Raw genomic sequence first — 25049 nt, 5'->3', positions numbered from 1 at the left:
GCCCCGGCAGAGGCTCTCGCGGATGCCCTCCCGGTGCCCTGCGACGGCGCCGGGCGCGCCACGGCGCAGCACGCTGCGCAAACGCGTTTTTGTGCTGGCCCAGGAATCCGCTAAAGTTCAACACGTCGCCGGGACGCGGAAGCGAACCGAACCGACAGGCGGACGTAGCTCAGTTGGTAGAGCGCAACCTTGCCAAGGTTGAGGTCGCGAGTTCGAGCCTCGTCGTCCGCTCGAAGTGGGGGATCTTCCCGACCCCCTACACTCCGGGTGGAGTGGCCGAGAGGCGAGGCAACGGCCTGCAAAGCCGTCTACACGGGTTCAAATCCCGTCTCCACCTCCAAGGACGATTAGCTCAGCGGGAGAGCGCTTCCCTGACACGGAAGAGGTCACTGGTTCAATCCCAGTATCGTCCACTGGTCTGCAAGGACTTGATCCACGAGGATCGGTTTCCGACGACCTGATCCCCGAGGATCTTCACGGATCCACATGGATCTTCCCGCGCGATTAGCTCAGCGGGAGAGCGCTTCCCTGACACGGAAGAGGTCACTGGTTCAATCCCAGTATCGCGCACGCAGTGCCCACGGCCCCGGCCGTGGTCCCGAGGACGATTAGCTCAGCGGGAGAGCGCTTCCCTGACACGGAAGAGGTCACTGGTTCAATCCCAGTATCGTCCACACACCCGAAGCCCCCGGTCATGCGACCGGGGGCTTCGTCGTGTCTCCCCAGGCTCAGGGCTCAGGACGTGCGCTTCGAGGCTCAGGAGGAGAAGAGCATGTGGCCGAAGCTCTTGTGCCGGTGGTGCCCGTAGTGGCCATGCCCGCCGTGGCCGCCGTGACCACCGTGCGGGGCGCCCCAGGCGGGCGCGGCCGGCGGGTACGCCTGCGGAGCGGCCGGGGGCGGCGGGGCCGGCTGCGACCACTGGGACTCGAGACGGGTCAGGGCCTCCAGCTCGCCGTAGTCGAGAAATATCCCGCGGCAACCGCTGCACTGCTCGATCTGGACGCCGTTGCGGTTGTAGGTGTGCATCGGTGCATGGCACTTCGGACACTGCATGGTCGGCTCAACTCCTCGCCGGTCGGTACGGCTTCGCCGGAACACTGCCCGGCTTCGGTCGATCGCACCCTACTTGGCGTCGCCGGGCCGCAACTGCGGCGGTACCGCGACCATTCGATCACAGGCGTCGACGACGGCCTGGTACACCTCGTCGAGCGGGCGGTCGGCGGTCACGGACTTGGCGATGGCGAAGGCCGCGGTCTGTACGCTCAGCGCGCGGGCCGGGACGTCGAGAGCCGGCCAGGGGTCGCCGTCCGCGGGCACTGCGGGGCCGTCTGCCTGTCGGTAGGCGGTCAGAAAGCGGGTCCACTCCTCCGCTGGGAGCAGTCCGCAGGCGTACCAGGCGGCAGGTCGGGCGAGATCCCAGGCGGGAACGCCCAGTCCCAGGTCGTCGACGTCGATGAGCAGCCAGGGGCCTTCGGGTGCGGGATGGCGTACGAGCTGGCCGAGATGCAGATCACCGTGGCACAGGGCCGCTGCGCCCGGCATCGGGGCCTCCGCCCGGGCCCAGGCGGGGAGGACGGACCAGGCGCGGAGCACCGGGGCGGTGGCCGGATGCGGGCCTGCCGCGCGCAGCCTGGCGATCGCGCGGGCCGCCTTGGCGGGGCCCCGCATCGGCGGGAGCCCGGCCGGGAAGACGGACGGCGGGGTCGCGTGGAGGCGGGCCAGGAGTGTGGCGGCCGCTTCCCACGGGGCGTCTTCGGGGACCTCGGGGTCGACCGGGGTGCCGTACGGCCAGCAGGTGACCGGGCGGCCGTGCAGGTCGACCGGCGTCGGGCTGAGCGGGGGCAGCAGGATGCCGCCTAGCCCGGGGTGCCCGGCGACTGACAGGCGCCGGGCGAGCTCGACGGGGTCCGTATCCGGGGCGTGGGCCTTGGCCACGGTGCCGCCGTGGCGGACGACCGTGCCGTCGGGCCGGTCCGCCAGCACCGTGTCCGGGGTCGTGCAGGTGCAGACGACGCTCGTGGGGTGGGTCGCGGCTCTCGCCCTGCCGGTCAGCGCGGGCAGTACGTCTGCGGGCAACGGTTCCTCTTGGTGTGGGGTGATGAGTCTGCTTCGGCATGAGCGTACGCAGGCCCGGCGCTGGACGAGTGCGTAATCACTTGCCCACAGACCACAGCAACCATCAATCGAGGAACCCCAGCGGCGATCAACCACCTGCGCGAGAGCAGCGCCGGCTTAGGCGCAAAAGACAATGCCCGCGCAGCTCCCCAGCTGCGCGGGCATCTGTGCCGTCCGCCGCACCCCCGTCCCCACGGGGTTTCATGGCCGGATGTCCCCGCCCGGACCGCTCTTCCGGGCCTGGGGCGCCTCTCAACGCCCCAGCATCACGCCCACGGACGACGCCTGTGTGACCACCGCCTCCCAGCCGCCGAAGACGACCACGAGGAGGGTCGCCAGCGGAAGGACCATGGCGGTCGCCACCAGCGGGTGGCGCCTGCCGGACCGGCTGGTGCCGAACGCGGCGAGGTACGCCCTGCGCCCCTGCCTGCGGATCGTGGTCCGCGGTGCCGTGTCCGCCATGGTCCCTCCCTGACCAAATCGATGTGAGCCGTTCTGTGACCGGCTCTCGGGCCTGGCAGCGGCGGGTGCTTGACCTCGGGGGACGAGTGCTGCACCCGCCGCTTGACCTCAAATCTAGGCGCGCGGGCCATGCCGGGCGTCATGCCCTCGTACCGATTGCCGGGCCTCCCGCAGGATGAGCGGTGCCCGGCTGCATACTCCCCTGGGTGGAGACGCGGACCTACGAATCCGGGTCTTCCCGGAGGGAACGCCCGATCTGCTCCGAACTGTCCTCCCGCGGCACGGGCTGCTCGACCAGTGCGAGCACCCGGTTTGCCATGAACCGGGCCGTACGGACCACCGAGCCGTTCCTGGTGACCTCGCTCACCTCGACCACGCCCCGGCGCACAGCCGTCTCCACGCGGCGGCCTGCACGGCTCGCCACTACCTCATATGTACGTGTCGTGTCGCCCGCGTCCACGACTATCTCCACGCGATCGCCCTTCACCGGTCCAATCCCCCTTCGACGACGGACGGTTGGGAGTCCGGGCGCAGCCCAGCGGCCCGGATCCCCCTTCCCCTGGCCACTCTTCAAGTCTCCCACCCGGCACTGACAATCGATCGGGCCGTGAAGGCGCGGCCTGTGCGCGCAGTCGGCCGCGGAAACGTAAGCTGTGGCTCGTCAGACGGACCGGGCAGCGGGGATGGACATGGCGATGATGCGCCTGAGGCGCGAGGACCCGCGTGTCGTCGGCTCGTTCAGGCTGCACAGGCGGCTCGGCGCCGGCGGGATGGGTGTGGTCTACCTCGGTTCCGACCGGCGTGGCCAGCGGGTCGCCCTGAAGGTGATCCGGCCTGATCTGGCCGAGGACCAGGAGTTCCGCTCACGGTTCGCGCGTGAGGTGTCGGCCGCGCGCCGCATCCGCGGCGGCTGCACCGCGCGGCTCGTCGCCGCCGATCTCGAGGCGGACCGGCCGTGGTTCGCCACGCAGTACGTTCCGGGGCCCTCGCTGCACGACAAGGTCGCCGAGGAGGGCCCGCTGACGGCCGCCGAGGTGGCCTCCATCGGCGCCGCCCTCTCGGAGGGGCTGGTCGCCGTGCACGAGGCGGGTGTCGTGCACCGGGACCTCAAGCCCTCCAACATCCTGCTGTCCCCCAAGGGACCGCGGATCATCGACTTCGGCATCGCCTGGGCGACGGGCGCGAGCACGCTCACCCACGTGGGTACTGCGGTGGGGTCGCCGGGCTTCCTCGCGCCCGAGCAGGTGCGGGGTGCGGCCGTCACGCCCGCCACGGACGTCTTCGCGCTGGGTGCCACCCTCGCGTACGCGGCGACCGCCGACTCGCCCTTCGGTCATGGCAGTTCGGAGGTCATGCTCTACCGGGTGGTGCACGAGGAGCCGCAGCTGGACGGCGTGCACGACGCGCTGGCCCCGCTGGTCCAGGCGTGCCTCGCGAAGGACCCGGAGGAGCGCCCCAGCACGCTGCAGCTGTCGCTGCGGCTCAAGGAGATCGCGGCCCGGGAAGCCCAGAGTCTTACCGACTCCCGGTCGCCTGCGCCGCGCGGTGCGGGCGACCGGCCGACGGGCCGGCTCACCGAGCAGTACACCGAGCAGTACACCGAGCCGCTCACCGACCGGGGTGTCCAGGGTGCTCCGCCGAGGGCCTCCAACGGTGGGTCGCGCTCCGGGGGCCGCCCCGCCTCGTCGCGGAACACTCCCTCGCCCCGCAACACCCCTTCGCCTCGCAACACCCCGTCGCCTCGCAACACCCCGTCGCCTCGCAACACCCCGGCATCCCGGAGTACCCCGTCCCGCGGCGTTCCTTCCCGGAACACCCCGGCCAGGCCCACGCCGTCCCGCAACGCGCCGCGCTCGGGGAGTCGTCCGGCGCCGCGCAGTGGTGCCGGGCGTCCGGCGCCGAGGACGACCGGGACCGGCCGGCGGCCCGCGAATCCGCGGCTGCTGCGGCAGCGGCTCTTCGTGTTCGTGGTCGTGACGCTGCTGGTGGCGCTGGGAATCGCGGCGGCTCAGGGGTGCCAGGGGCCTGCCCGGGGGCTCGGGGCTGCGCTCCCCCGCGGGGCGTCGCAGTTCCTGCACGAGGGCGGGGACGTACCGCGGTAGTCAGGGGCGTGGCCACGTGCCGGGCGGACCGCAGAGCCCGCGCTACACAGTCGAGCGGCGCAGGGTGAGGCGCACCGCGCCGTCCTTGTCGGTCTCCTCGGTGACGACCTCGTACCCGTTCTCCTCTGCGAATGACAGGGCAGTCTCGTGCCCGTACGTACTCGTCAGCTTGCGCAGCCATGCCTTGCCGTATCGGCTGCTGTCGTAATCACTGATGACGGCCTGGAAGCTCCCGTCGGAGGTACGGGCGAAACCGATGTCGTTGCTGGCTGCGCCCACGTACTTCCGGCGGATGATCACTTCTGCGGTCTGACTGCGCTGGTCGCCCAGGTAGCCATAGAGGGCCTGCGGTTCGTCGTGGCTCTCGACGTGCGTGAAGCCGAGCTTCTTCAGGGTCTGCACCAGTGTCTTCTGGTCGCGCAGGGTGGTGCGGACCCGGGTGTAGTGGGACATGAGGACTCCTCGCTGCGGTATCAGGAGAGCCGGACGATGGGCTGCTGGTCCAGGACCCAGAGGCGGCGTTCCAGGTCGAAAGCCGAAGCGGTCAGACGCTTGTGTGCGTCGATGCGGAAGTCGACACGGAACCGGTCGACACCCGCGCTGGCAGGCGGATCTGCTTCGAGGAAGGTCGGATTGTCCTCGTTCAGCCACAGCTGGGACTGCTCCTGGCGGTGCTGCGCGGTGACGGCCACAGTGCGGGCACCACCGTCGGCATCGAAGACGATCTCCAGGTCGGCCCCGGCGTCGCGGTAGGTGGCATGGGCGAGCTCGTAGATGGCGAGGCCCAGGTTGCGCTGCCCGTCCCGGATGGCCTTGACGGTGAGCGTGCGGACCGGATCCGGGGTGGGGTACTCACTGCCGGCGTGGACGAGCGTCTCGAACTCGTACACGCCGGTGTCGCGGTTGACGTGGCGGATGGCGTAGTCGTGCTGGATGTGGTCGTGAAGCTCATAGCCGCCGGCGATGCCCGCCGCCCCCGCGGCCACAGCCTCCAGCGGACGGTCGAGGCGGAGCAGATCCGGCGAGAACTGGAATCGCAGCACGTCCTGGACGGCCGGGATCAGGCTGGACCCGCCGACCAGGAACACCTGGGCGATCTCGTCGGCCGGGTAGCCGAGCGCGGCGGCGCTGTCCAAGGTCTTGCGCAGGGCCCTGCCCACTCGGCCCAAGACGTCCTTCTCCCGTAGCAGGGTCACGAAGTCGTCCCGGGTGAGCTCCGCACGGTACCGCTCTCCGGTCAGCGGATCCTCGGCCTCCACCACCGCGGTGGTGGCGTGGGTGAGGGTGGTCTTGGCTGCTTCGGAGGACCGAAGGAGCCGCCGGAAGATCCGGTTGTACGTCGCCGTGTCGCCGAGCGGCACACCGGTGAGGTCGGCGACGTGCTCGGCGACAAGGGCGTCGATATGGTTGCCGCCGAGGTCGGCTCCGGCCTTCGCGATGGCCCGGACCCCGGCCCCGCCGCCGGTCGCGTCGGGTTCCTGCACGCGCACCACGGAAATGTCGAGGGTGCCGGCGCCGAAGTCGAAGACCATGAAGGCATCGCCGGGACGAAGGCGTGCGCTGTAGCCGACGGCGGCGGCGGTGGCCTCGTCGACCACTCGCAGACGGCTGAGGCCGGCGGTCTCGCTGACCTCGCGCACCAGCCAGTCCCGGTAGGTGTCGAACGCCTCGACCGGGGCGGTCGCCACGATCTCCAGGTCGCCCTCGCCGACGGCGAGACTGGCGGCGGCCATGACGTCGCTCAGGAACTGGGTGGCCGCATCCCGGTTGCTGAGCTTCCGGGTGCCCACCGTCCGCGGGACATCGATGGCCTGCCCGGTGACGCTGCTCTTGGTGGACTGGAAGACCGAGACCCGCGGGTCGTCCAGCAAGGCCGGGTTCTGGGCGACGCCGGCGCCGGTCCAGCGTCGCTCTCCGTCCGCCGCGAAGGCGATCAGGGACGGAACGACGCGCTGGCGGACGCCGCCACTGCCGTCGCGCAGCAGGTCAAGGCCCTCCAACGGGATGGGTTCGCCACGGTCCAGTGCGTGGTCCCAGCGGGCGACCACCGTGTTGGCTGTGCCGAAGTCGATGCCTATACGCGTTGTCATGGGTCGGATGGCTCCTCACGCAGGTCTCACAGACTGATGTCGTACTCACCCGCGGTCAGGGTGCTTACATCGCCGATCTCGATGTCGAAGCGGAAGCGGTACTCCAGCAGGCCGTGCATCAGGTCCAGGAATGTCCGGGATGCCTTCTCCAATTCACCGCCGGAAGAGCGGGCAGCGGCCGCAACTCCCAGATCCGCGGGGACGCAGGACACCAGGGGACGGTTGATCAGAGCGGGCAGGTTCCAGGCACGCAGGTCGTAGAGGTCGGTGTATCCCCCGTCGTAGCCGACGGCGAGGAACTCGCCACGGGGGGAGAGATGGGCGCTGGTGGCCTTCAGAAGTTGTGCTGCCGCCTGCTTCGAGGTCTCGGACTCCCACCGCAGCTCGAGATCGGTCGCCCCGAGAACGACCCTCCGACCGGTCCGTTCGACGACGAGGACCTCGTTCCGCTCCGGAAGTGCCTCCAGTCCGAAGAGCCAGGCCGCGTTGTGGACGCCGGGGACGAGCTTGTGGCCCTGGCGCCGTACCCGCTGAATGGTGCCGCCCTTGCTGGCCACGACCAGGGTGTCCGGTCCGGTGAACACGGCATGCCCGGTGATCGTCCCGGCTTCCCCGCGGGCCAGCACCTTCCTGGCCGTCGAGTCCGTGAGGACCAGCCCTCGGGCGAGGACCGCCAAACGACCTGAGGCGAGGTGGGCGGTGACGGCGCGGGGCCAGTCCCGTTTCGGATCCAGACCCAGTTTCTTCACGGGTACCTGCTCGACCTCCCCGCCAGGCGTTCCCAGCAGAAGGGCACCCTGACGCGTACCGGCCGCGAAGCTGCCGTCCGCTCCGCGCAGGGCGAGAGAGGTGACCGGTCCCCGCTCCTGGTGCAGGACCTTGGTACTCCCGCCGGAGCACCACAGCACTCTGTTGGCCGACAGATTGGTATTGCTGCGTTCGGCGGCGACGAAGCAACCCTTGCCGGTGTGCAGGATGTGCCCCACCGACGAGTTGAAGCCGTCGTAGCGCTCCGCCAACCGGCCCTGGGACAGGTCGATGACGCCGGCGACCTGCTTGGTTCCGGCGACAGCCAGGAGCGGGGCATCGGGTGCGAAGGAGACCGAGTTGACCCGGCCGTCGAACCGGACGCGGCTCTGTCGCTGCATGAGAGGCCACGTTTTCCGGAGCCCGGCGGCCGCGGCCCGGACCTCAGCCGGATCCGCCTGACGCATCAGCTCGAAAACCCTCCGGCTGTCCTCGTCCCTCGGGGTCCAACCTTCGAACAGGCGCATGAGTCCGAGACCGGTAGTCAGCGCCACGTCCTGCACCAGAGCCCACAACTGCGGCCACTCACCACGGTCCGCGAGCTGCCTGGCCAGGTAGGAGAGCTCGCCCTCCGACATCTCCGGAATGCGGGTGCGCCGGTCGCTGCCCACCAGCACGCGCGCCAGGTCCAGGCCACCGGCGGTGCGCATGGCCTTCTGCAGCCGACTCCGGGTTTCCTGGTCGGCCGACGCGTAGGCCAGCTCGAGCAGTCGGCCGTCCGGATCCATGCCCCGGTACTGGTCCAGCTGCTCGGTCAGCAGGAAGAACAGCACCCGCCGGACAGGGTCCTTGGGCGCCAGACGGTGCTCAGCACAGAACGTGACCAGCGCGCGGTCGGCGAGAGCGGCGTCGCAGAGGACTTCGACCAGGTCCGGTGTGAGCGCTGCGAAGATCACCTGGCGAGCCAGGTCGCCCAGCGGATGGTCGGTGCGTGTGGCGGCACGGAACAGCTCCGCGCGGAACGACGGGTCCTCGGTCAGCCGCCGGGGGTCCGGTTCGACGACGATGAGGCTCTGCCCGCGCTCAGGCTTCTTGCGGGCCGGGCGCCCCCAGGCCGACAAGGCCGTCAGCACGTGCTCGTCGGCCGACTGCAGCCAGGCTCCCCACAGCTGATCCAGCGCAGGAGCGGGCGGAGCCTGCGGATTTCGCAGCAGAACAGAAGCCAGGGACGAGGAGCTCATGGTGGCGGAGACGGCCTGGAACGACTTGGGCTCCCGCACCACGTACGGCACGACGGTACGCCACAGCGCCTCCAGCAGCGGCCCGCTCGCGGTTGCGCAGGTCTCCTCCGCAGCGCTACGGATCGCCGGATCAGGGTCTGCCAGCAACGCCTCGGCCTCGGACGCCTGCTCGGCGGGCCAGAGGTCGGACAACCACCCGTGCAGGGCCGCCGTCTGCAGCAGAGCGCGACCGCCCGAGGCCAGGGCACCGGACTCCAGCACCACCTGACGGAGCTGCGGCGCACGGGACGCCGCCCAGCAGTCGGCGATCACCTGCCCGGCGTCCTGGTGCCGTGGATGCTCCCGATCCCGTGCTGTCCGGCACAACAACGCCAGAGCATGCGGGTCGTCCCGCTCCGCGGCCGTGCAGAGCCGGTCCCAGGCCCGGCGTGCCCGCAGCCGTCGCCACGCCCCCGCTTCCTGCTGCGTGGAGGCGCCCAGCCAGCGTTCGGCCCGCCGCTCACCTACCACCTGATGCACCGAATCCCCATTCCCCCACGGTCCAGCGGCCGTCCGCTCCGACCTAAGCCAGTTCCAGCTGGACCTGCGCCTGAACGGCGCGCTCCGCCTCGGCGAACGAGGCCGACTGAGCGCGGCCGTCACGCAACCACACCCGCAGGTTCTCGATGGCCTCCCGTTGCGAACGGCTGAGCGGCACCAGCCGCCCGATCGCCTCGGCGACGTCGTCGGTGGTGATGTCCCGCTCCTCGGCGAACGCCCGATACATCGCGTCGACGACCGCCTGCTCCAGCTCAGCGCCCACACAGCCGTCCGACAGCCGCGCCAGCCGCACGATGTCGAACCGGGCAGGGTCACGACGGCGCTTGCGGAGATGGACGGTGAGGATTTCCCGGCGCTCGGCGTCCGTGGGCAGGTCGAGGAAGAAGACCTCGTCGAAGCGGCCGCGGCGCAACATCTCCGGGGGCAGCGTGCTCACGTCGTTCGCCGTGGCGACGACGAACACCGGCTTGGTCTTCTCCTGCATCCAGGTGAGCACGGTACCGAGCACACGCTGCGAGGTCCCCGAGTCGCTGCTTCCGCCGGCAGCGAGCGACTTCTCCAACTCGTCCACCCACAACACGCACGGCGCCACCGTCTCGGCGAGATTCAGCGCCTGCCGGATGCGTTCCTCCGACTCGCCCACGAGGGATCCGAACACCGCGCCGACGTCGAGCCGCAGGAGCGGCAACCGCCACATGCCACTGATCATCTTGGCGGTCAGGCTCTTACCGGTCCCCGGAATGCCGATCAAGGCCAAGCCCTTCGGCGCGGGCAGTCCATAGGCCGCCGCCTCGTCGCCGAAGGCCCGCTCGCGCAGCGTGAGCCACCGCTTGAGGGCATCCAGACCGCCGATGTCGTCCGGGGTCTCCTCCGGCGCGGTGAATTCGAGGGCTTGCGACGCGCGGATCACCGCCTTCTTCTCCGCCAGCACCGCGCCGATGTCCTTCTCGTCCAGCACCTGGTCACGCACGATCGCCTTGGCGAAGGCCCGCCGCGCCTGCGTCGACGTGAGGCCCAGTGCCGCCTGGGCGAGCCGGGACATCCCCTGCAGGGTCAGTTCGTTGCGGACGCCGCTGGTCGAGGTGACCATCCGGTCGAGCTCGGCCCGCAGGGCCTCCGCGTCCGGCAGCGGCAGGTCCAGGACCACGGCGTCATCGTTGAGCTCGCGTGGAATGTCCCGCGCGGGAGTGGTCACCACGAGAGACGAACCCGTGAACACCAGGTCGTGAGCAAGATTGCGGAGCTTACGCCGGACCACCGGGCTCTTCGACCAGAACTCGTGGAAATCCTTCAGGACGTAGAGGTCACGCCGCTTCGGCGAGGCCTTCACCATCTCGGCGATCTTCTCCAGCGCCTTCTCCGGAACAGGCGCCTGGGGCATGGTGCGCTTGGCCGCGGAGCGGAACTCCCCTGCGATGTCCCAGCTGACCAGGTCGCCAGAGGCGTCCCGCGCCGTACGAACCCTGTCCAGGACGTCGAGAGCGCGTTGCTCCTCCACGGTCACGAGCACCAGCAGCGGCACACGAGCCCGCAGGTAGAGACCTATCTCGTTCTCGATGGTCACCGTGGACCGTCCTCCCAGCCATGCATTCCTGTCAGAGTGATCGAGCCGTCAGTGCCGATCACCAACTCGGCCTCCGGCACGCCGCGGAGGTCCTCGGCCGTATACCGGTCGGTCCGGGCCCAGTACTCCTTGTTCGCCGAACCACGCAGCCCCACCCCCAGCCGAAGCCGCGCGTTGTACCGTCCCGCTACGAGCAGATCGACGTCTGCGACGGCCGCGGCACGCAGCGGGTGGCTCTCCACCTCGGCACGCGTGAACCCGGTCAGCACGATGATCCCGAGTTCCGTCCTCCGTCGGATCGCGCGGCAGAACGCGGCCACAGGGCCGGGCTGCTCCAGCGGCTCCCCACCGGTGAGGGTCACCCCCTCGATGCCGTCGGTACCGGCCACCTCGTCGACCACGTCCTCCACCCGCCGGGCACTGCCTGCACGGGGTTCATGCGTCTCCGGGTTGAAACAGCCGGTGCAAGCGAGACCGCATCCCTGACTCCACACCACGAACCGCAGGCCAGGGCCGTTCGCGGCGCTCCGCGCCAGCGTCGAATGAACCTGCCACAGCGGAGCAGCGCCTGCGGATCTGCTCGCTAGTGCCACAGCTGGTCGTGCTGTTCTTCGCCGGTCTCCACGTAGGCCTCAGCCGTGAGTTCCTGAGACTCCACATGGCCGCCGAGCCGGTCGACCAGCGCCTGGGTCTGCGCCAAGCAGCCCATGCCCTCCACGCCCTGGAGATGCATCTCGACCCGGCCGTCCGGCCGAATCGTCACTTCGAGAATCTCGTCGGCCACGATCCCCCCTAGAACCGCCCTTGACCAGCAGCTGGTCAAGTGAGAGCAATATAGTCCATCCCCCTCACGGTGTGTCAGAGATGCTGCTGGGCGGCGCACTTGAGTGAGATGGCCCCGAGCTGCGGCCCGCTCGAACTCGTTGCAGACGAACCGGACCGTATGCCGGCGTCAGACAGCTCGCGGCCGAGTGGCGTAGAAAGCCACAGCGGAGGCAGCTGCCACGTTGAGGGAATCGACACCGGCGTCCATCGGGATACGGACGTGCTCGTCGGCCGAAGCGAGGGCCTCGGGGGTGAGGCCGTCGCCTTCGGTGCCGAAGACCAGGGCGAGCTTCTCGCAGTTCCGCGCGGCGAGCTCGTCGAGGCTGATCGCCCGGTCACTCAGGCAGAGTGCGGCGACCGTGAACCCCGCGGACCGCAGAAGCTCGGAGTCCTTCGGCCAGGACTCCAGGCGCGTCCACGGCACCTGGAAGACGGCTCCCATCGAGACCTTCACCGACCTGCGGTAGAGGGGATCGGCACAGCGCGGGGTGAGGAGGACCGCGTCGATGCCGAGGGCTGCGGCGTTTCTGAAGGCCGCCCCCATGTTGGCGTGATCGACGATGTCTTCGAACACGGCGACGCGCCGAACCGCACGTTCTGCCGGCAGACCGGAAGGCGACGCCGCGCCGATGTCGGTGTGGTCGTCGACCGCCTCCATGATCACGGCCCGGCGCGCCGTCTGAAGGAGTTCCTCGGCCGTCGGCAGCGGCTTGCGCTGCATCGAGGCCAGCGCGCCGCGGTGCACGTGGTAGCCCGTGACCTGCTCGGCGAGGTCCGGACTGACCGCGTAGACCGGGGCCGGGACCTCGTCGATGACGTCGCGCATGACGTCGACCCACTTCGAGGACAGCAGCATCGAGCGCATCTCGTAACCCGCGTGCCTGGCGCGCCGGATGACCTTCTCGCCCTCGGCGATGAACAGGCCTTCGGCGGGCTCGCGCTTGCGGCGCAGCTCGACGTCGGTCAGGCCCGTGTAGTCGCGCAGGCGCGGATCGGCGGGATCCTCAATGGTGATGAGATCGGCCACAGGGTGATACTGCCTTGTCCTGGGAGTGGTGCCAACGGCTTGGAACGACTTCTGTTACCCGGGGTTACCCGGCCCCGCCCGGCGCCCTGCCGTCCGACACCTTCACGACCTCGCCGATGACGATGACGGCCGGAGGCTTCACCTCGTGCGTGCGGACGGTCTCGGCGACCGTGGCGAGGGTCGCGTCGACGCGGCGCTGGGCGGCCGTCGTGCCCTCCTGGACCAGTGCGACCGGCGTGTCCGCGGGCTTGCCGTGCGCCACCAGCGTCTCGGCGATCTTGCCGATCTTGTCGACGCCCATGAGTACGACCAGGGTGCCGCGCAGCTTCGCGAGCGCGGCCCAGTCGACCAGCGACCGCTCGTCGTCCGGCGCCACATGGCCGCTGACGACGGTGAACTCGTGAGCGACTCCGCGGTGCGTGACGGGGATGCCCGCGGCGCCGGGCACGGAGATCGAACTGGAGATGCCGGGCACGACGGTGTACGGGATGCCGGCCTCGACGAGCGCCTGCGCCTCCTCCATGCCGCGCCCGAAGACGAACGGGTCGCCGCCCTTGAGCCGTACGACCGACTTGCCGGCCTTGGCGTGCTCGATGAGGGCGTTATTGATGGCCTCCTGGGCCATGAACCGGCCGTACGGGATCTTCGCCGCGTCGATGACCTCGACGTGCGGCGGGAGTTCGGCGAGCAGGTCGCGGGGGCCGAGGCGGTCGGCGATCACCACGTCGGCCTCGGCGAGCAGGCGGCGGCCGCGCACCGTGATCAGGTCCGGGTCGCCCGGTCCGCCGCCGACGAGGGCCACGCCCGGGGTGCGTGTGCGGTGGTGCGGTGCGACCAGCGTGCCGTCGCGCAGGCCCTCGACCACGGCGTCGCGGATGGCGGCCGTGTGGCGCGGGTCGCGGCCCTGGGCGTCCGTGGTGAGCACGGCGACGGTGACGCCCTCGCTGTGGCCCGTCGCGGGGGTCCAGGCGGTGGCGGCGTCGGCGTTGTCGGAGCGGACGCACCAGACGCGGCGGTGCTCCGCCTCGGCGGAGGCGGCGGTGTTCGCCTCGGTGTCGCTGGTGGCGATCAGCGCGTACCAGGCCTCGGCCAGGTCTCCGTCCTCGTACCGGCGACGGTGCCAGGTGATCTCGCCCGCGTCCGCCATCGCCTCGACGGAGGGGGTCGCCTCCGGGGATACGAGGTGGACGTCGGCGCCGGCCGCGATGAGCGCCGGGAGGCGGCGCTGGGCCACCTGGCCGCCGCCCAGCACGACGACTCGGCGGCCGGTCAGGCGGAGGCCTACGGGGTAGGCGGGGTTTTCGGCCATGGTGAGGTGCGGCTCCTCTTCCGGGCGGCGGTGCAGATGGGGCGCTGCGGCTCTGGAGCGGCCCTTGACGTGCGGATTTTAGGTGCGGGTCCACGATACGGCGGGGGTGGGGGCGTTTTCTTTCCCCTACCCCCGCCCCTTCCTGAAACCGGGGCTCCGCCCCGGACCCCGTCGGCGGGTCCGGGGGCGTCCTGCCCACACACCCGGGACGCCTGGGACCCTACTTCTCCGTGACTCCCGCCGAGTCGAACGTTGCCACCTCGTGCATGGCCCTTGCTGCGCTCTGGACCAGGGGGAGGGCCAGGAGGGCGCCCGTGCCCTCGCCGAGGCGGAGGTCGAGGTCGACCAGGGGGCGCAGGCCCAGCTTGTTGAGGGCCGCCATGTGGCCCGGCTCGGCGCTGCGGTGGCCGGCGACGCAGGCGGCCAGCACCTCGGGGGCGATGGCCCGGGCCACCAGGGCTGCGGCGCCCGCGCTCACGCCGTCGAGGATGACGGGCGTACGCAGCGATGCGCCGCCCAGCAACAGGCCCGCCATCGCGGCGTGTTCGAGTCCGCCGACCGCCGCGAGGACGCCGATCGGATCGTTCGGGTCGGGCTGGTGGAACTCCAGGGCGCGGCGGACGACCTCGGTCTTGCGAGCCAGCGTCTCGTCGTTGATGCCGGTGCCCCGGCCGGTCACCTCGGCGGGGTCGGCGCCCGTGAAGACGGAGATGAGCGCGGCGGACGCGGTGGTGTTGGCGATGCCCATCTCGCCGGTGAGCAGCGCCTTGTTACCGGCGGCCACCAGGTCGCGGGCCGTCTCGATGCCCACCTCGATCGCCGCCTTGACCTCCTCGCGGGTGAGCGCGGGGCCCGTGGTCATGTCGGCGGTGCCGGCGCGCACCTTGCGGGGCAGCAGGCCGGGCGTCGAGGGCAGGTCGGAGGCGACGCCCACGTCGATGACGCAGACCTCGGCGCCCACCTGGTTGGCGAAGGCGTTGCAGACGGCGCCGCCGCCGAGGAAGTTGGCCACCATCTGGCCGGTGACCTCCTGCGGCCAGGGGGTGACGCCCTGGGCGTGCACACCGTGGTCGCCGGCGAAGATCGCGACGGCGGCGGGCTCCGGGATCGGCGGCGGGCACATCCGCGACAGGCCGCAGAGCTGAGCGGAGATGATCTCCAGCATGCCGAGCGCGCCGGCGGGCTTCGTCATGCGCTTCTGGCGCTCCCAGGCCTCGCCGAGCGCCTTGGCGTCCAGCGGCCGGATGCCCGCGACGGTCTCGGCGAGCAGGTCGTGCGGCTCCTCACCGGGCAGGGCCCGGCGCCCGTACGTCTCCTCGTGGACGACCCACGACAGCGGGCGGCGCTTGGACCAGCCGGCCTGCATCAACTCCGGCTCCTCCGGGAACTCCTCGACGTATCCGACACAGAGGTACGCGACTACCTCCAGGTGTTCGGGCAGACCCAGCGCCCGCACCATTTCGCGCTCGTCGAAGAAGCTGACCCAGCCGACTCCGAGGCCCTCGGCCCGCGCGGCCAGCCACAGGTTCTCGACGGCGAGCGCCGAGGAGTACGGGGCCATCTGCGGCTGCGTGTAGCGGCCGAGGGTGTGGCGGCCGCCGCGGGTGGGGTCGGCGGTGACGACGATGTTCACCGGGGTCTCGAGGATGGCCTCGATCTTCAGTTCCTTGAACTGCTTGGCGCGGCCCTTGGGCAGCGACTGCGCGTACGCCTCGCGCTGGCGCATGGCCAGTTCGTGCATCGCCTGCCGGGTCTCGGCGGAGCGGATGACGACGAAGTCCCAGGGCTGGGAGTGGCCGACGGACGGCGCGGTGTGGGCCGCCTCCAGGACACGGAGCAGGACCTCGTGCGGGATGGGATCGCTGCGGAAGCCGTTGCGGATGTCGCGGCGCTCGCGCATGACGCGCAGGACCGCCTCGCGTTCGGCGTCGTCGTAACCGGGGGCCGGGGGGCCTGCCTGCTGCCCAGGGATTTCCGGGATCTTCGCGAGGACGGCGGCCTCCGTCCCTGCTTCTGCCGTGGCCTCGGGGGCCTCCTGTGTGTCCAGGCTGTCGGCGTTCTGTGCGACGAGCGGCTCGGGCTCCTGGACGTCACTGTCCGGCACGGGTACTGCCTCCGCGGTGGGAACGGGTGTGGGCTGTTCGCCGTCGCGCGGCGCGGGCACGGTGCCGACGGGCTCCTGCTCGGGCATGGTGCCGGTGGCCTCCTGCTCGGATTCGGCCGCGGTGCTGTCCGGAGCGGTCGCCTGTTCGGGGACCGATACGACGGCAGGCTCGGACTCGGGCTCGGGCTCGGGCTCGGATGCCAGGGAAGGCATGGGCTCGGTCACGGCGTCCTGAACCGGCGCGACGCGGGTCTCCGCGAGGTCGGCGGTCGTCTCTGCAGAAGGTGCGGCCGGGATCTCCTCCGCCTGTGCGACCTGCGTGTCCGCAGCCGGTGCGAGGGGGGTCTCCTCGCACCGTGCGGCGGGGATCTGTTCCGCCGGCGCGGCGACGGTACCGTCCTCCTCCTGCGCGGTGGACGGCACGTCTGCGGCGACGACGGCAGAATCGTCCGCTGCCACTGCCACTGTCACTGCCGCTGCGACAGGGGCGCCCTCCTGGGTGCCTGCCTGGGCGACGGTGGGCTCGGCAGTCGGCTCGACCGCCTCGGCGACCGGCAGCGGTGCCTCCTCGGCGGGCTCCGCCGCCTCGGCGTTCGCGACAACGGCGGCTTCGCCCTGCTCATCGAGGGGCGGCAGCGGCGGTACGGTCAGGGCGTGCGGGGGCGTGGGCGCCAGGTGCGGCGTGGTCGGCACCGACCCCTCGACCGGCACGAACTCGCCGATCGGCTGGGCGCCGTGGTCCTCGACGGCCGAGGGGACGACCGGCAGCTCGGCGGAGCCGTCGGGCAGTACGCCGGAACCATCGGGCAGTGCGACGCCGGTGCCGTTGAGCACGCCGGCCGTCTCCAGCTGCGTGCTCGCGCCCTCGGCGTGCGGGGCGACGCCGTTCGGTGCGGCAGGGGTCTCGGCGGCGGCCGGGACATCGGCGGCCACGGGGGCGAGTCCCGCCTGCTCGGCGTCGTCCGCGCCCGTACCCTGCGGGGCCTGTTCGGCGTGGCCCAGCGGATCGCCGGCGACCGGCACCGCCTCGTCCAGCGGTGTTCCCGGATACGCCTGCCCATGGGCGGCCCGCGCAGCGTCGGACGTGAACCCGGCGGGCTGCCCCGTCTGCGCCGCGTCCGGGGCGAACCCGGTGGCAGGGTCCTGCACGTCGTGCGGAACCTGCAGCGGTTCGGCGTCGCGCGTGAGGTCGAGGGAGAACGGCTCACCGGCGGACGGCGGGCCCGCCGGAGCGGACTCGTCCACGTACACGAACTGTCCGGAGCCGGCGGTCGGTACGGGCGCCGGCACCTGGGCCGTGACGGGGAACCCGTGCGCCCCCGCATCCGCAGCGGGCAGCTGGCCCGGCAGGTACCCATCGGCTGCCTGGGCGAACTGGGCCGGGTCCACGGCCTGCTGAGCGACGTACCCATTGTGTGGGGCCACGCCGGGGTGCGGCGCCTGCACGGCCTCTCCGCCGAGCTCCGCGGCACCGAGCTGCACATGGGCGGCTTCGCCCTGCAGCGGCTGCGCCGCGTCTCCACCGTGCTGGATCCGGCCTGCATCGACGCCCGGTGCAAAGAGCCCGGCATCCATCGCGTGCGCCGCGGACGGGGCGAAGGCCGCGTCCGCGGGTCCCGGCGCAGGCTGCGCGGCCGCGTCAGGACCGACCGTTTCTGCGGAGGTTGCATGGACGGCGCCAAGTGCCTCGGAATGAGGCTGGGGTGCCCACGCGGCGGCGGCGCCGGGCGCGGTCCCGCTGGTTGCCGCCACGGAGGAGTCCGCGTCACCACGCGGAATGTCGAGGTACTCGGGTCCGATTGTGGGCGGGCCTGCGTGCCGCTGCCGCAGGGACACCGGGTTCGGCGGCGTACTGGCCGGACCCCGGTCGGCGAGCGAACGCACCGGGCTCGCGCTGCTGTCCGGCACGGGCGGGCCGAGGTGCAGCGGGCGGCGCGCGGGCGCGGGCGAGACCGCCGGGGCGGGGACGCGGACACCGCTGAGGTCGACCGAGCCGCTGTCCCTGCCCGCCATCTCGTGCGGCCCGGGCTCGTGGGCGACGGCCGCGGGTGCCGGCGTCTGCCCCTCGCTCCACGCGCCCTGGGCACCCGGCATCAACAGCAGGTCGTCCTCATCGGCGGAGTTCTCGGAGGGGCCGAGGTAGGTGTACGCACCGGGCGCGGGGACGCCCGGCTGCTCCACCATGCCTGCGCTCTCCGGCAGTCCCTCGCCCGGGCCCTGGCCGGTGTCGGTCATGCGTACCCCTCGCCCATCGGTTAGTGCTTCTTCGACCGTTCCCGGCCTTCGGCCGGGGCGGCCCCTGTGCCCGGAGCGGCGCACCGACCGCCCGTCATGAAGAACGAGCGTGCGCGCCACGCGGCACGAACGGGCCGCCGCCAATGCCGTCAACCGGCATTGTTCCGGGCGGACCGCCACCGCGGCAGCTGGATGCGCCACGGTTCCGCTGTGGACTGCGCCACGTCGCGTGCCCTCCGGTCCCGCCGTACCACACACACCCCCAAAACGGGCGTGCTTTCCGGACATTGACCGACGAACCATCAGTCACCCGAGTGCAGTACAACGATCGGCCAGCCTACCGCGCAGGGTGTGGCGGCAGGTTCGCGGGGCGCCCGTTCGGCCCCATCCGTCACAAGACCGACACTCTTCAGCGAGGCGGCTCGATCCGCCCTTCCCTGACTCCCGCGAGCAGGAAGGCGACCGTCCGGTTTTTCTCGGTCCACGCGCGCGTGTCGAGTTCGACGGACTGCAGGAGGGCGCACTCGACGGCGTATCCGTGCTCCGTCAGGTCCCGGCCGATGAGTTCGGCCTCGTCGCGGGTCGCGGCGTGCGTGACGATCCGTTCGGGGCGGCGGTCGGCGACGGCGGAGACCACCGCCGCTCCCCCGCCCCCGACGCGTACGACATCGGGCTCGGGAAGGTCCTCCAGGATGTGCGGGGCGGAGCCGTGCACGATCTGCAGCTGGACGCCGAAGCGGCGGGCGGCGGCGAGGGTGCGGGCGCACGCGTCGCTGTCGCGGTCGACGGCGATGACGGCTGCGCCGAAGCGGGCGGCCTCCGTGGCGAAGGCGCCGCTGCCGGAGCCGATGTCCCAGACGAGGTCGCCCACGCGCGGGCCGAGGCGGGCGAGTTGGGCGGCGCGCATACTGCCCGTCTCGCCCTCGTCGGGCTCACTGCCGTACTCCTCGGCGGGCAGCGCCCAGCCTCGTGACGGGGGGCCACCGGGGGTCTCGGCCCCGGGGACGGCCGCCTGGTCGCGTCCGGCGATCCAGCCGCCGTTCTCGGATGCGGCGACGGGGCCGCCGATGACGATGACGACGTTGGGGTCGCGCCAGGTGTGGTCGGCGGCCTTGTCGGAGGTGACGACGGTGACCTGTTCGCGGTCGGTGCCGAGCTCCTCGCAGATGACGAACGTGCGGTGGACGCCTTCGAGGAGGAGGCCGAGCTCGGCGGGGCCGGCTCCGGGAGAGGTGAGGACGGCGACCTTGGTGTGGGCGCGGCACACGTTCACGGCGCGCCGCAGGGTACGGGGGTGGGCGACGACGATCTGCGCGTCGTCCCAGGGCATTCCCGCGCGGGCGAACGCGGTGGCCACGGAGGAGACGGCGGGCACCACTTCCACCTCGAGGCCGAACTCGGGGGCGCGCAGGGTGCGTACGACGCCGAAGAAGCCGGGGTCGCCGTCGGCCAGGACGACGGCGGTGCCGCGGTGGGCCGCGATACGGCGGGCGGCCAGGGAGACGCTGCCGAGGCGGATCCGTTCGGAGGCCGCGGGCACCTCGGGGAGCGCCAGATGGTGTCCCGCGCCGGCCACGAGCGTGGCGGCCGCGAGCGCGGAGCGCGCCGCGTCGGTCAGTGGCGAACCGTCCCAGCCGATCACCGTGACCCGGTCGGCCATCGTCGTCAGTCTCCCGAGGGTTCTCGCAGGTGGTCAGGGGGCACACGCGGCACCCGAGGGCACCGTGAGCGTACCTGGTGAACCTGCCCGGCGCTCTCGGAGGTGCCGGCCTCGGCTCGGAGCGGAGCGGGTCGGGAGGCCCGCACACCGCTACACACCCGCCGTCGCGGGTTGGGCCCACCCTCCCCCGTTGCCTGAAGGACCTGGGGGAGGAACGATTGCCCACGGCACAGCGGTGCCGGGTCAGGACCAGTCGGAGAACGCCGTGAAGCCGCCGGCTTCCGAGAGCTGGTCGATGACGCCGTCGAGGTCCTCGGGCAGCAGGCTCCACACGATGAAGTCGGTGCGCACGTCGGTCCAGGTGCCGTCGTCGGCGCGCATGTGCGCTATGCAAGCGTTGCGCAGGACGCCCTCGCTGATGCAGCCGATCTTCTGGGCGACCTGCTGGGAGGCGGTGTTGTCGGCCGCCGTGCGCAGCTCGATGCGCTCGAACTTCTGGTCTCCGAAGAGCCATTGGGCGGTGGCGAGGGCCGCCTCGGAGGCATAGCCCTCGCCGCGGGCCCAGGGGGCGATGACGTACGACAACTCGGTGGAGCGGACATGCCAGTTCGTCTTGGTGAGCTGGACGATGCCGACCAGGCGCTGGGTGAGGAACTCGGTGACGGCGAGGTCGAGGCCGCGGCCCGCCTCCCGCTCCCTCGGCGCGTACTCCGTGATCCAGCCGCGGGCCTGGTCCTCGGTGTAGGGCTGGGGCACGTCGGTCCAGGCGCCGACCTGCTCGTCGTTCATCATCGCGGCCAGCGCGGGCACGTCGTCCTCGTCGAGGGGACGCAGCACCAACCGCTCCGTGCTGATGGAGATGTTGGGGAACCCCGAGAAGGCTGTCGTCATGCGCTGCTCCGTAACCGTCAGGAACCGTAAGCCCGGTAGACCATAAGCCCGGTAGGCCATGAAGCCCGGTGGACCGTAAGCCCTGTTGACCGTAAGTCCTGGTGTGAATGCCCCAGCATGCAGCATCGCGGCGCGGAACTGCACCATGGGGTCCGCTCCCGTTCGGAAGCGGACCCCATGGTGGACAAAAGGGTGTCAGGCGCCGGTGACCGGCAGGACCGAGCCCTTGTACTTGTCCTCGATGAACTTCTTCACCTCGGACGACTTGAGGAGCTTCACCAGCTTCTCGACCCGCGGGTCGTCCTCGTTGCCGCGCTTGACGGCGAGGATGTTGGCGTACGGGTTGTTCTCCGCGGACTCCAGGTGGATGGCGTCCTCGGTGGGGCTGAGGCCCGCGTCCTGGGCGAAGTTGTTGTTGATCACGGACGCGCCGACGTCGTCGAGGGAGCGGGGCAGCTGAGCCGGCTCCAGCTCCTTGATGACGAGCTTCTTCGGGTTGGACACGATGTCCGCCGGCGATGCGTCCGTCCCCGCGTCCTTCTTGAGCTCGATGACGCCCTGAGCCGCGAGAAGCTTCAGCGCCCGGCCCTCGTTGGTGGTGTCGTTGGGCACGGTGACGGTGGCGCCGTCGGGGAGGTCGGCGACGTCCTCGACCTTCTTGGAGTACACGCCCATGGGGGGCAGGTACGCCTGCACGACGGGGACCAGGTCCGTGCCCTTGGACTTGTTGAAGTCGTCCAGGAACGGCTTGTTCTGGTACAGGTTGGCGTCGAGCGAGCCCTCGTTGAGCGCGGTGTTCGGCAGGACGTAGTCCGTGAACTCCTTGATCTCCAGATCGAGGCCGGCCTTCTCCGCCAGGTTGTCCTTGATGTAGGTGAGGACCTCGCCGGCCGGGACCGCGGTGGCGCCCACGACGAGCGTGCCCTTGCCGTCACCGCCCTCGGACGAGGAGCCCGAACCGCAGGCGGTCAGGCCCAGGACCAGGGCGATCCCTGCGGCCGCGGCGGGTATGGCTGTCTTGCGCATGGTGCGACTGTCTCCGTTGCTCGGGCCGGCTCAGAACGACGGGATGACGGAGCCGTCGTACTTGTCCTCGATGAACTTCTTCACCTCGTCGGACGTGAGCAGCTTGGCGAGCTTCTGCACGCGCGGGTCGTCCTGGTTGCCGTCCTTGACGACGAGGAGGTTGACGTTCGGGTTGTCCTTGGCGGACTCCAGGACGAGGGCGTCCTTGGCCGGCTTGAGGTCGGCTTCGAGGGCGTAGTTGCCGTTGATGACGGCGGCGTCGACGTCGTTCAGGGCGCGCGGGGTCTGGGCCGCCTCCAGCTCCTTGAACTTGAGGTTCTTCGGGTTCTTGGTGATGTCGGCGGGGGTGGCCGCCGTGCCGGCGCCGTCCTTGAGGGTGATGAGCCCGTTGGCGGCGAGCAACTGCAGGGCCCGGGCCTCGGTGACGGTGTCGTTGGGGACGGCGATGGTCGCACCGCTCTTGAGGTCGTCGGCCTTCTTGACCTTGTTCGAGTACAGGCCGAGCGGCTCCAGGTGCACCGATACGACGGACTTGAGGTGAGTGCCGTTCTTCTTGTTGAAGTCCTCGAGGTACGGCTCGGTCTGGAAGTAGTTGGCGTCCACGGACCCGTCCTCGGTCGCCGTGTTCGGCGTGACGTAGTCCGTGAACTCCTTGACCTCGAGGTTGAGGCCCGCCTTCTTCGCCAGGTTGTCCTTGACGTAGGTGAGGATCTCGGCGTGCGGAACCGGGGTGGCGGCGACGACCAGCGGGTCGGAGGCGTCGGCCTTGGCGCCCGAGTCGGAGTCCGAACCGCAGGCGGTGAGCCCGAAGGTGAGTGCTCCGGCGGCGAGGACGGCGGTGGTGATCTTGGCGGTGTTACGCACGAAAAGTGCCTTTCTCCATGGGTGGTGCGACCCCGTCGTGGGTGGGCGGGGAGATGGGGGGAGCCGGTGGGTTCGGGCTCAGGAGACCTTGGTCACCTCGGGGGCCGGGACCTTGTCGGCGTCCGTGGCCTGGGCCGGGACGGTCGCGGCAGCGGCGGCACCCGCGGCGGGAGCCTCCGCCTTCAGGAACCTGAGCTTCGGGGCGGCCCCGGAGCGGCCGCCTCGCCGGTGCAGCCCGCGTGCGGCGTAGTCGCCGGCGAACTGGATGACGGAGATGACGACGGCGAGGATGGCCACGGTGATCCACATCAGACCGGTCTCGAACCGCTGGTAGCCGTAGCGGATGGCGACGTCGCCTAGTCCGCCGGCGCCGACCGTGCCCGCCTGCGCCGAGAACCCGACGAGCGCGACGATCGTGGTGGTGGCGCTGGCGATGAGTGACGGCAGCGACTCGGGGACGAGGACCTTGCGTACGACGGTCCAGGTGTTGCCGCCCATGGCCTGCACGGCCTCGACAAGGCCGCCGTCCACTTCGCGGACAGCCGTCTCGACGAGCCGCGCGAAGAACGGGATGGCGCCGATCGCAAGAGGCACGATCGCGGCCTCGCGGCCGATGGAGGTGCCGGTGATCCAGCGGGTGAAGCCCATCAGCGCCACCATCAGGATGATGAACGGCAGCGAGCGGGCGACGTTCACGATCTGCCCGATCACCTTGTTCAGGAAGGTGTTCTGCAGCAGCCCGCCCTTGTCCGTGAGGACCAGCAGGATGCCGAGAGGCAGACCGCCGACGATCGCGATGAGCGTCGACCAGCCGACCATGTAGAACGTGTCCCAACACGCCTGCGACAGCAGCGGCTGCATCTCCGACCAGGTCACTTGGCACCTTCCTTCAGCAGCACGGGCTCCTGGGCTGTTTTTTCGACGACGTCGATCTGCAGCCCCTGTTCGCGCAGGAAGCCGATGGGCACGACGTTGTCCTCGTAGCGGCCGGGCAGTTCGATGCGCATCCGGCCGACCTGCTTGCCCGCGACGGTGTCCATCGCGGCGCCGAGGATCGAGATGTCGATGTTGTACGTGCGGGAGAGCTGCGAGATGACGGGCTGGGTCGCGGCCTCGCCGTGGAAGGTGACGTCGACGACGGTGCGGTCGTCACCGGTGGCGTCGCCGCTCACCGGGAAGAGGGCCGCGGCCAGCTCCGAGCCGGGGGTGGCGAGGAGCTCGGTCACCGTGCCGGACTCGACGATCCGGCCCTTCTCCATGAGGGCTGCCGAGTCGCAGACGGACTTGACGACGTCCATCTCGTGCGTGATGAGCAGAACGGTCAGGCCGAGCTGCCGGTTCAGGTCACGCAGCAGCTGGAGGATGGAGCGGGTGGTCTCGGGGTCGAGGGCGCTGGTGGCCTCGTCGGAGAGCAGCACCTTCGGGTCGCCGGCGAGGGCGCGGGCGATGCCGACGCGCTGCTTCTGACCGCCGGAGAGCTGGGCGGGGTAGGCCTTCGCCTTGTCGGAGAGGCCGACGAGGTCGAGGAGTTCGAGGGCCTTGCGGGAGCGCTCCTTGCCGGAGATGCCGAGGATCTCGAGCGGCAGCTCGACGTTGGCCTGGACGGTGCGCGACGACAGCAGGTTGAAGTGCTGGAAGACCATGCCGATGCGGCTGCGGGCCTCGCGCAGCTCCTTGCCGGCGCGCGGGCCGCGTCCGGCGAGGGCGGTGAGGTCCTGGCCGGCGACGGTCACGGTGCCGGTGGTGGGGCGCTCCAGGAGGTTGACGCAGCGGATCAGCGAGGACTTTCCGGCGCCGCTCTGGCCGATGACGCCGTACACCTCGCCTTCGCGGACGTGGAGGTCGACGCCGTCGAGGGCGGTCACCTCGCGGCCGCGGGAGCGGTAGACCTTCGTGAGGCCCGATGTGGTGATCACGTGTGTTTCCGTCACTGTCGAGTGCGCGGCGCGGATGGCGGCCGGCACGGGGCATTCATGGTCGGAACGCGGCACGGTTCTCGCGGATGGCGATGGAACCGGGGAGAAGCGTGTGCGCGGGGCAGGCTCGGTCCGTGCGTGGTGGCAGGCAGCTGTCAGGTTGTGCAGATCAGCGTGTGCAGTCACCTACGGACATGGCTGGCAGTCTCGCTTCGGGGCGCGAGGCTCTGTGGCGGTGCTGGGGGCCCTCAGAAGGCGCACATTCGACACATACAACGAGCACCGGGCGTCGTGATCGCCTCGGTCGCGGATACGCGGTAGCTCGTCGTGG

20 protein-coding genes and 5 tRNA genes are annotated in these 25049 nt (G+C 70.8%); 6 read left to right on the top strand and 19 right to left on the bottom strand.

Annotated elements, in window-relative coordinates:
• The first annotated feature begins 158 nt into the window (after window positions 1-158).
• From ACWD4J_RS07120 to ACWD4J_RS07100, 5 genes are all read left to right on the top strand, one after another.
• Window positions 159-231 (top strand) — tRNA-Gly (locus ACWD4J_RS07120).
• Window positions 232-266: 35 nt separating this feature from the next.
• Window positions 267-340: transfer RNA gene (locus ACWD4J_RS07115), tRNA-Cys, on the top strand.
• A gap of 1 nt (window position 341) precedes the next feature.
• Window positions 342-413: transfer RNA gene (locus ACWD4J_RS07110), tRNA-Val, on the top strand.
• Between the two features lie 85 nt (window positions 414-498).
• Window positions 499-570 (top strand) — tRNA-Val (locus tag ACWD4J_RS07105).
• Window positions 571-602: 32 nt separating this feature from the next.
• Window positions 603-674 (top strand) — tRNA-Val (locus tag ACWD4J_RS07100).
• A gap of 82 nt (window positions 675-756) precedes the next feature.
• On the opposite strand, the gene ACWD4J_RS07095 is transcribed toward ACWD4J_RS07100, so the two are convergent.
• The 4 genes from ACWD4J_RS07095 to ACWD4J_RS07080 form a co-directional block, all read right to left on the bottom strand.
• Window positions 757-1053, bottom strand: coding sequence for a TFIIB-type zinc ribbon-containing protein (locus ACWD4J_RS07095; protein WP_451394281.1), 297 nt, complete (start codon window positions 1051-1053; stop codon window positions 757-759).
• 69 nt (window positions 1054-1122) lie between these two features.
• The gene (locus tag ACWD4J_RS07090; RefSeq protein ID WP_451394280.1) at window positions 1123-2076 is read right to left on the bottom strand and encodes a phosphotransferase family protein; all 954 of its coding nucleotides are present in this window, start codon (window positions 2074-2076) and stop codon (window positions 1123-1125) included.
• A gap of 291 nt (window positions 2077-2367) precedes the next feature.
• Window positions 2368-2577 carry a hypothetical protein gene (locus ACWD4J_RS07085; RefSeq protein ID WP_451394279.1) on the bottom strand — a complete coding sequence of 70 codons (210 nt, stop codon included), beginning with the start codon at window positions 2575-2577 and terminating at the stop codon, window positions 2368-2370.
• Between the two features lie 220 nt (window positions 2578-2797).
• Entirely contained in the window at window positions 2798-3064 is a 267-nt protein-coding gene (locus tag ACWD4J_RS07080; protein WP_451394278.1) for a hypothetical protein, read from the bottom strand.
• 196 nt (window positions 3065-3260) lie between these two features.
• Between ACWD4J_RS07080 and ACWD4J_RS07075 the strand changes: the two genes are divergently transcribed.
• Complete coding sequence (locus ACWD4J_RS07075) at window positions 3261-4679, top strand: protein kinase domain-containing protein (protein ID WP_451394370.1); 1419 nt, start codon at window positions 3261-3263, stop codon at window positions 4677-4679.
• A gap of 42 nt (window positions 4680-4721) precedes the next feature.
• Here ACWD4J_RS07075 and ACWD4J_RS07070 read toward each other — a convergent pair whose 3' ends face one another.
• The 15 genes from ACWD4J_RS07070 to ACWD4J_RS07000 form a co-directional block, all read right to left on the bottom strand.
• Entirely contained in the window at window positions 4722-5132 is a 411-nt protein-coding gene (locus ACWD4J_RS07070) for a DUF1257 domain-containing protein (RefSeq protein WP_451394277.1), read from the bottom strand.
• A gap of 20 nt (window positions 5133-5152) precedes the next feature.
• The gene (locus ACWD4J_RS07065; protein ID WP_451394276.1) at window positions 5153-6769 is read right to left on the bottom strand and encodes an Hsp70 family protein; all 1617 of its coding nucleotides are present in this window, start codon (window positions 6767-6769) and stop codon (window positions 5153-5155) included.
• Window positions 6770-6795: 26 nt separating this feature from the next.
• Complete coding sequence (locus tag ACWD4J_RS07060) at window positions 6796-9276, bottom strand: hypothetical protein (protein ID WP_451394275.1); 2481 nt, start codon at window positions 9274-9276, stop codon at window positions 6796-6798.
• A gap of 43 nt (window positions 9277-9319) precedes the next feature.
• Window positions 9320-10861 (bottom strand): AAA family ATPase, encoded by a 1542-nt coding sequence (locus ACWD4J_RS07055; protein WP_451394274.1) that lies wholly within the window; start codon window positions 10859-10861, stop codon window positions 9320-9322.
• The gene (locus ACWD4J_RS07050; protein WP_451394273.1) at window positions 10858-11454 is read right to left on the bottom strand and encodes a 4Fe-4S cluster-binding domain-containing protein; all 597 of its coding nucleotides are present in this window, start codon (window positions 11452-11454) and stop codon (window positions 10858-10860) included. The genes ACWD4J_RS07055 and ACWD4J_RS07050 overlap by 4 nt, the downstream gene beginning before the upstream one ends.
• Window positions 11445-11645, bottom strand: coding sequence for a DUF2997 domain-containing protein (locus tag ACWD4J_RS07045; RefSeq protein WP_451394272.1), 201 nt, complete (start codon window positions 11643-11645; stop codon window positions 11445-11447). Before ACWD4J_RS07045 ends, ACWD4J_RS07050 begins: the two co-directional genes overlap by 10 nt.
• Before the next feature lie 168 nt (window positions 11646-11813).
• On the bottom strand, window positions 11814-12713 hold the full coding sequence (locus ACWD4J_RS07040; protein ID WP_451394271.1) for a TrmH family RNA methyltransferase: 900 nt from the start codon (window positions 12711-12713) through the stop codon (window positions 11814-11816).
• Between the two features lie 64 nt (window positions 12714-12777).
• Window positions 12778-14022, bottom strand: coding sequence for a uroporphyrinogen-III C-methyltransferase (gene cobA / locus ACWD4J_RS07035; protein WP_451394270.1), 1245 nt, complete (start codon window positions 14020-14022; stop codon window positions 12778-12780).
• Between the two features lie 220 nt (window positions 14023-14242).
• Entirely contained in the window at window positions 14243-18361 is a 4119-nt protein-coding gene (cobT, locus tag ACWD4J_RS07030; protein WP_451394269.1) for a nicotinate-nucleotide--dimethylbenzimidazole phosphoribosyltransferase, read from the bottom strand.
• 409 nt (window positions 18362-18770) lie between these two features.
• Complete coding sequence (gene cbiE, locus ACWD4J_RS07025; RefSeq protein WP_451394268.1) at window positions 18771-20021, bottom strand: precorrin-6y C5,15-methyltransferase (decarboxylating) subunit CbiE; 1251 nt, start codon at window positions 20019-20021, stop codon at window positions 18771-18773.
• A gap of 243 nt (window positions 20022-20264) precedes the next feature.
• Window positions 20265-20912 carry a GNAT family N-acetyltransferase gene (locus ACWD4J_RS07020; RefSeq protein ID WP_451394267.1) on the bottom strand — a complete coding sequence of 216 codons (648 nt, stop codon included), beginning with the start codon at window positions 20910-20912 and terminating at the stop codon, window positions 20265-20267.
• Between the two features lie 195 nt (window positions 20913-21107).
• The gene (locus ACWD4J_RS07015) at window positions 21108-21938 is read right to left on the bottom strand and encodes a MetQ/NlpA family ABC transporter substrate-binding protein (RefSeq protein ID WP_451394266.1); all 831 of its coding nucleotides are present in this window, start codon (window positions 21936-21938) and stop codon (window positions 21108-21110) included.
• A gap of 30 nt (window positions 21939-21968) precedes the next feature.
• Window positions 21969-22802 (bottom strand): MetQ/NlpA family ABC transporter substrate-binding protein, encoded by an 834-nt coding sequence (locus tag ACWD4J_RS07010; protein ID WP_451394265.1) that lies wholly within the window; start codon window positions 22800-22802, stop codon window positions 21969-21971.
• A 78-nt stretch (window positions 22803-22880) separates the two neighbouring features.
• Window positions 22881-23678 (bottom strand): methionine ABC transporter permease, encoded by a 798-nt coding sequence (locus ACWD4J_RS07005; RefSeq protein WP_451394264.1) that lies wholly within the window; start codon window positions 23676-23678, stop codon window positions 22881-22883.
• A complete protein-coding gene (locus tag ACWD4J_RS07000) occupies window positions 23675-24718 on the bottom strand; it encodes a methionine ABC transporter ATP-binding protein (protein ID WP_451394263.1) in 1044 nt (347 codons plus the stop codon). The genes ACWD4J_RS07005 and ACWD4J_RS07000 overlap by 4 nt, the downstream gene beginning before the upstream one ends.
• Between the last annotated feature and the right edge of the window lie 331 nt (window positions 24719-25049).

This window comes from Streptomyces sp. NPDC002577, from assembly GCF_053594815.1.
This window is presented reverse-complemented; position numbering and strand designations above follow the sequence as displayed.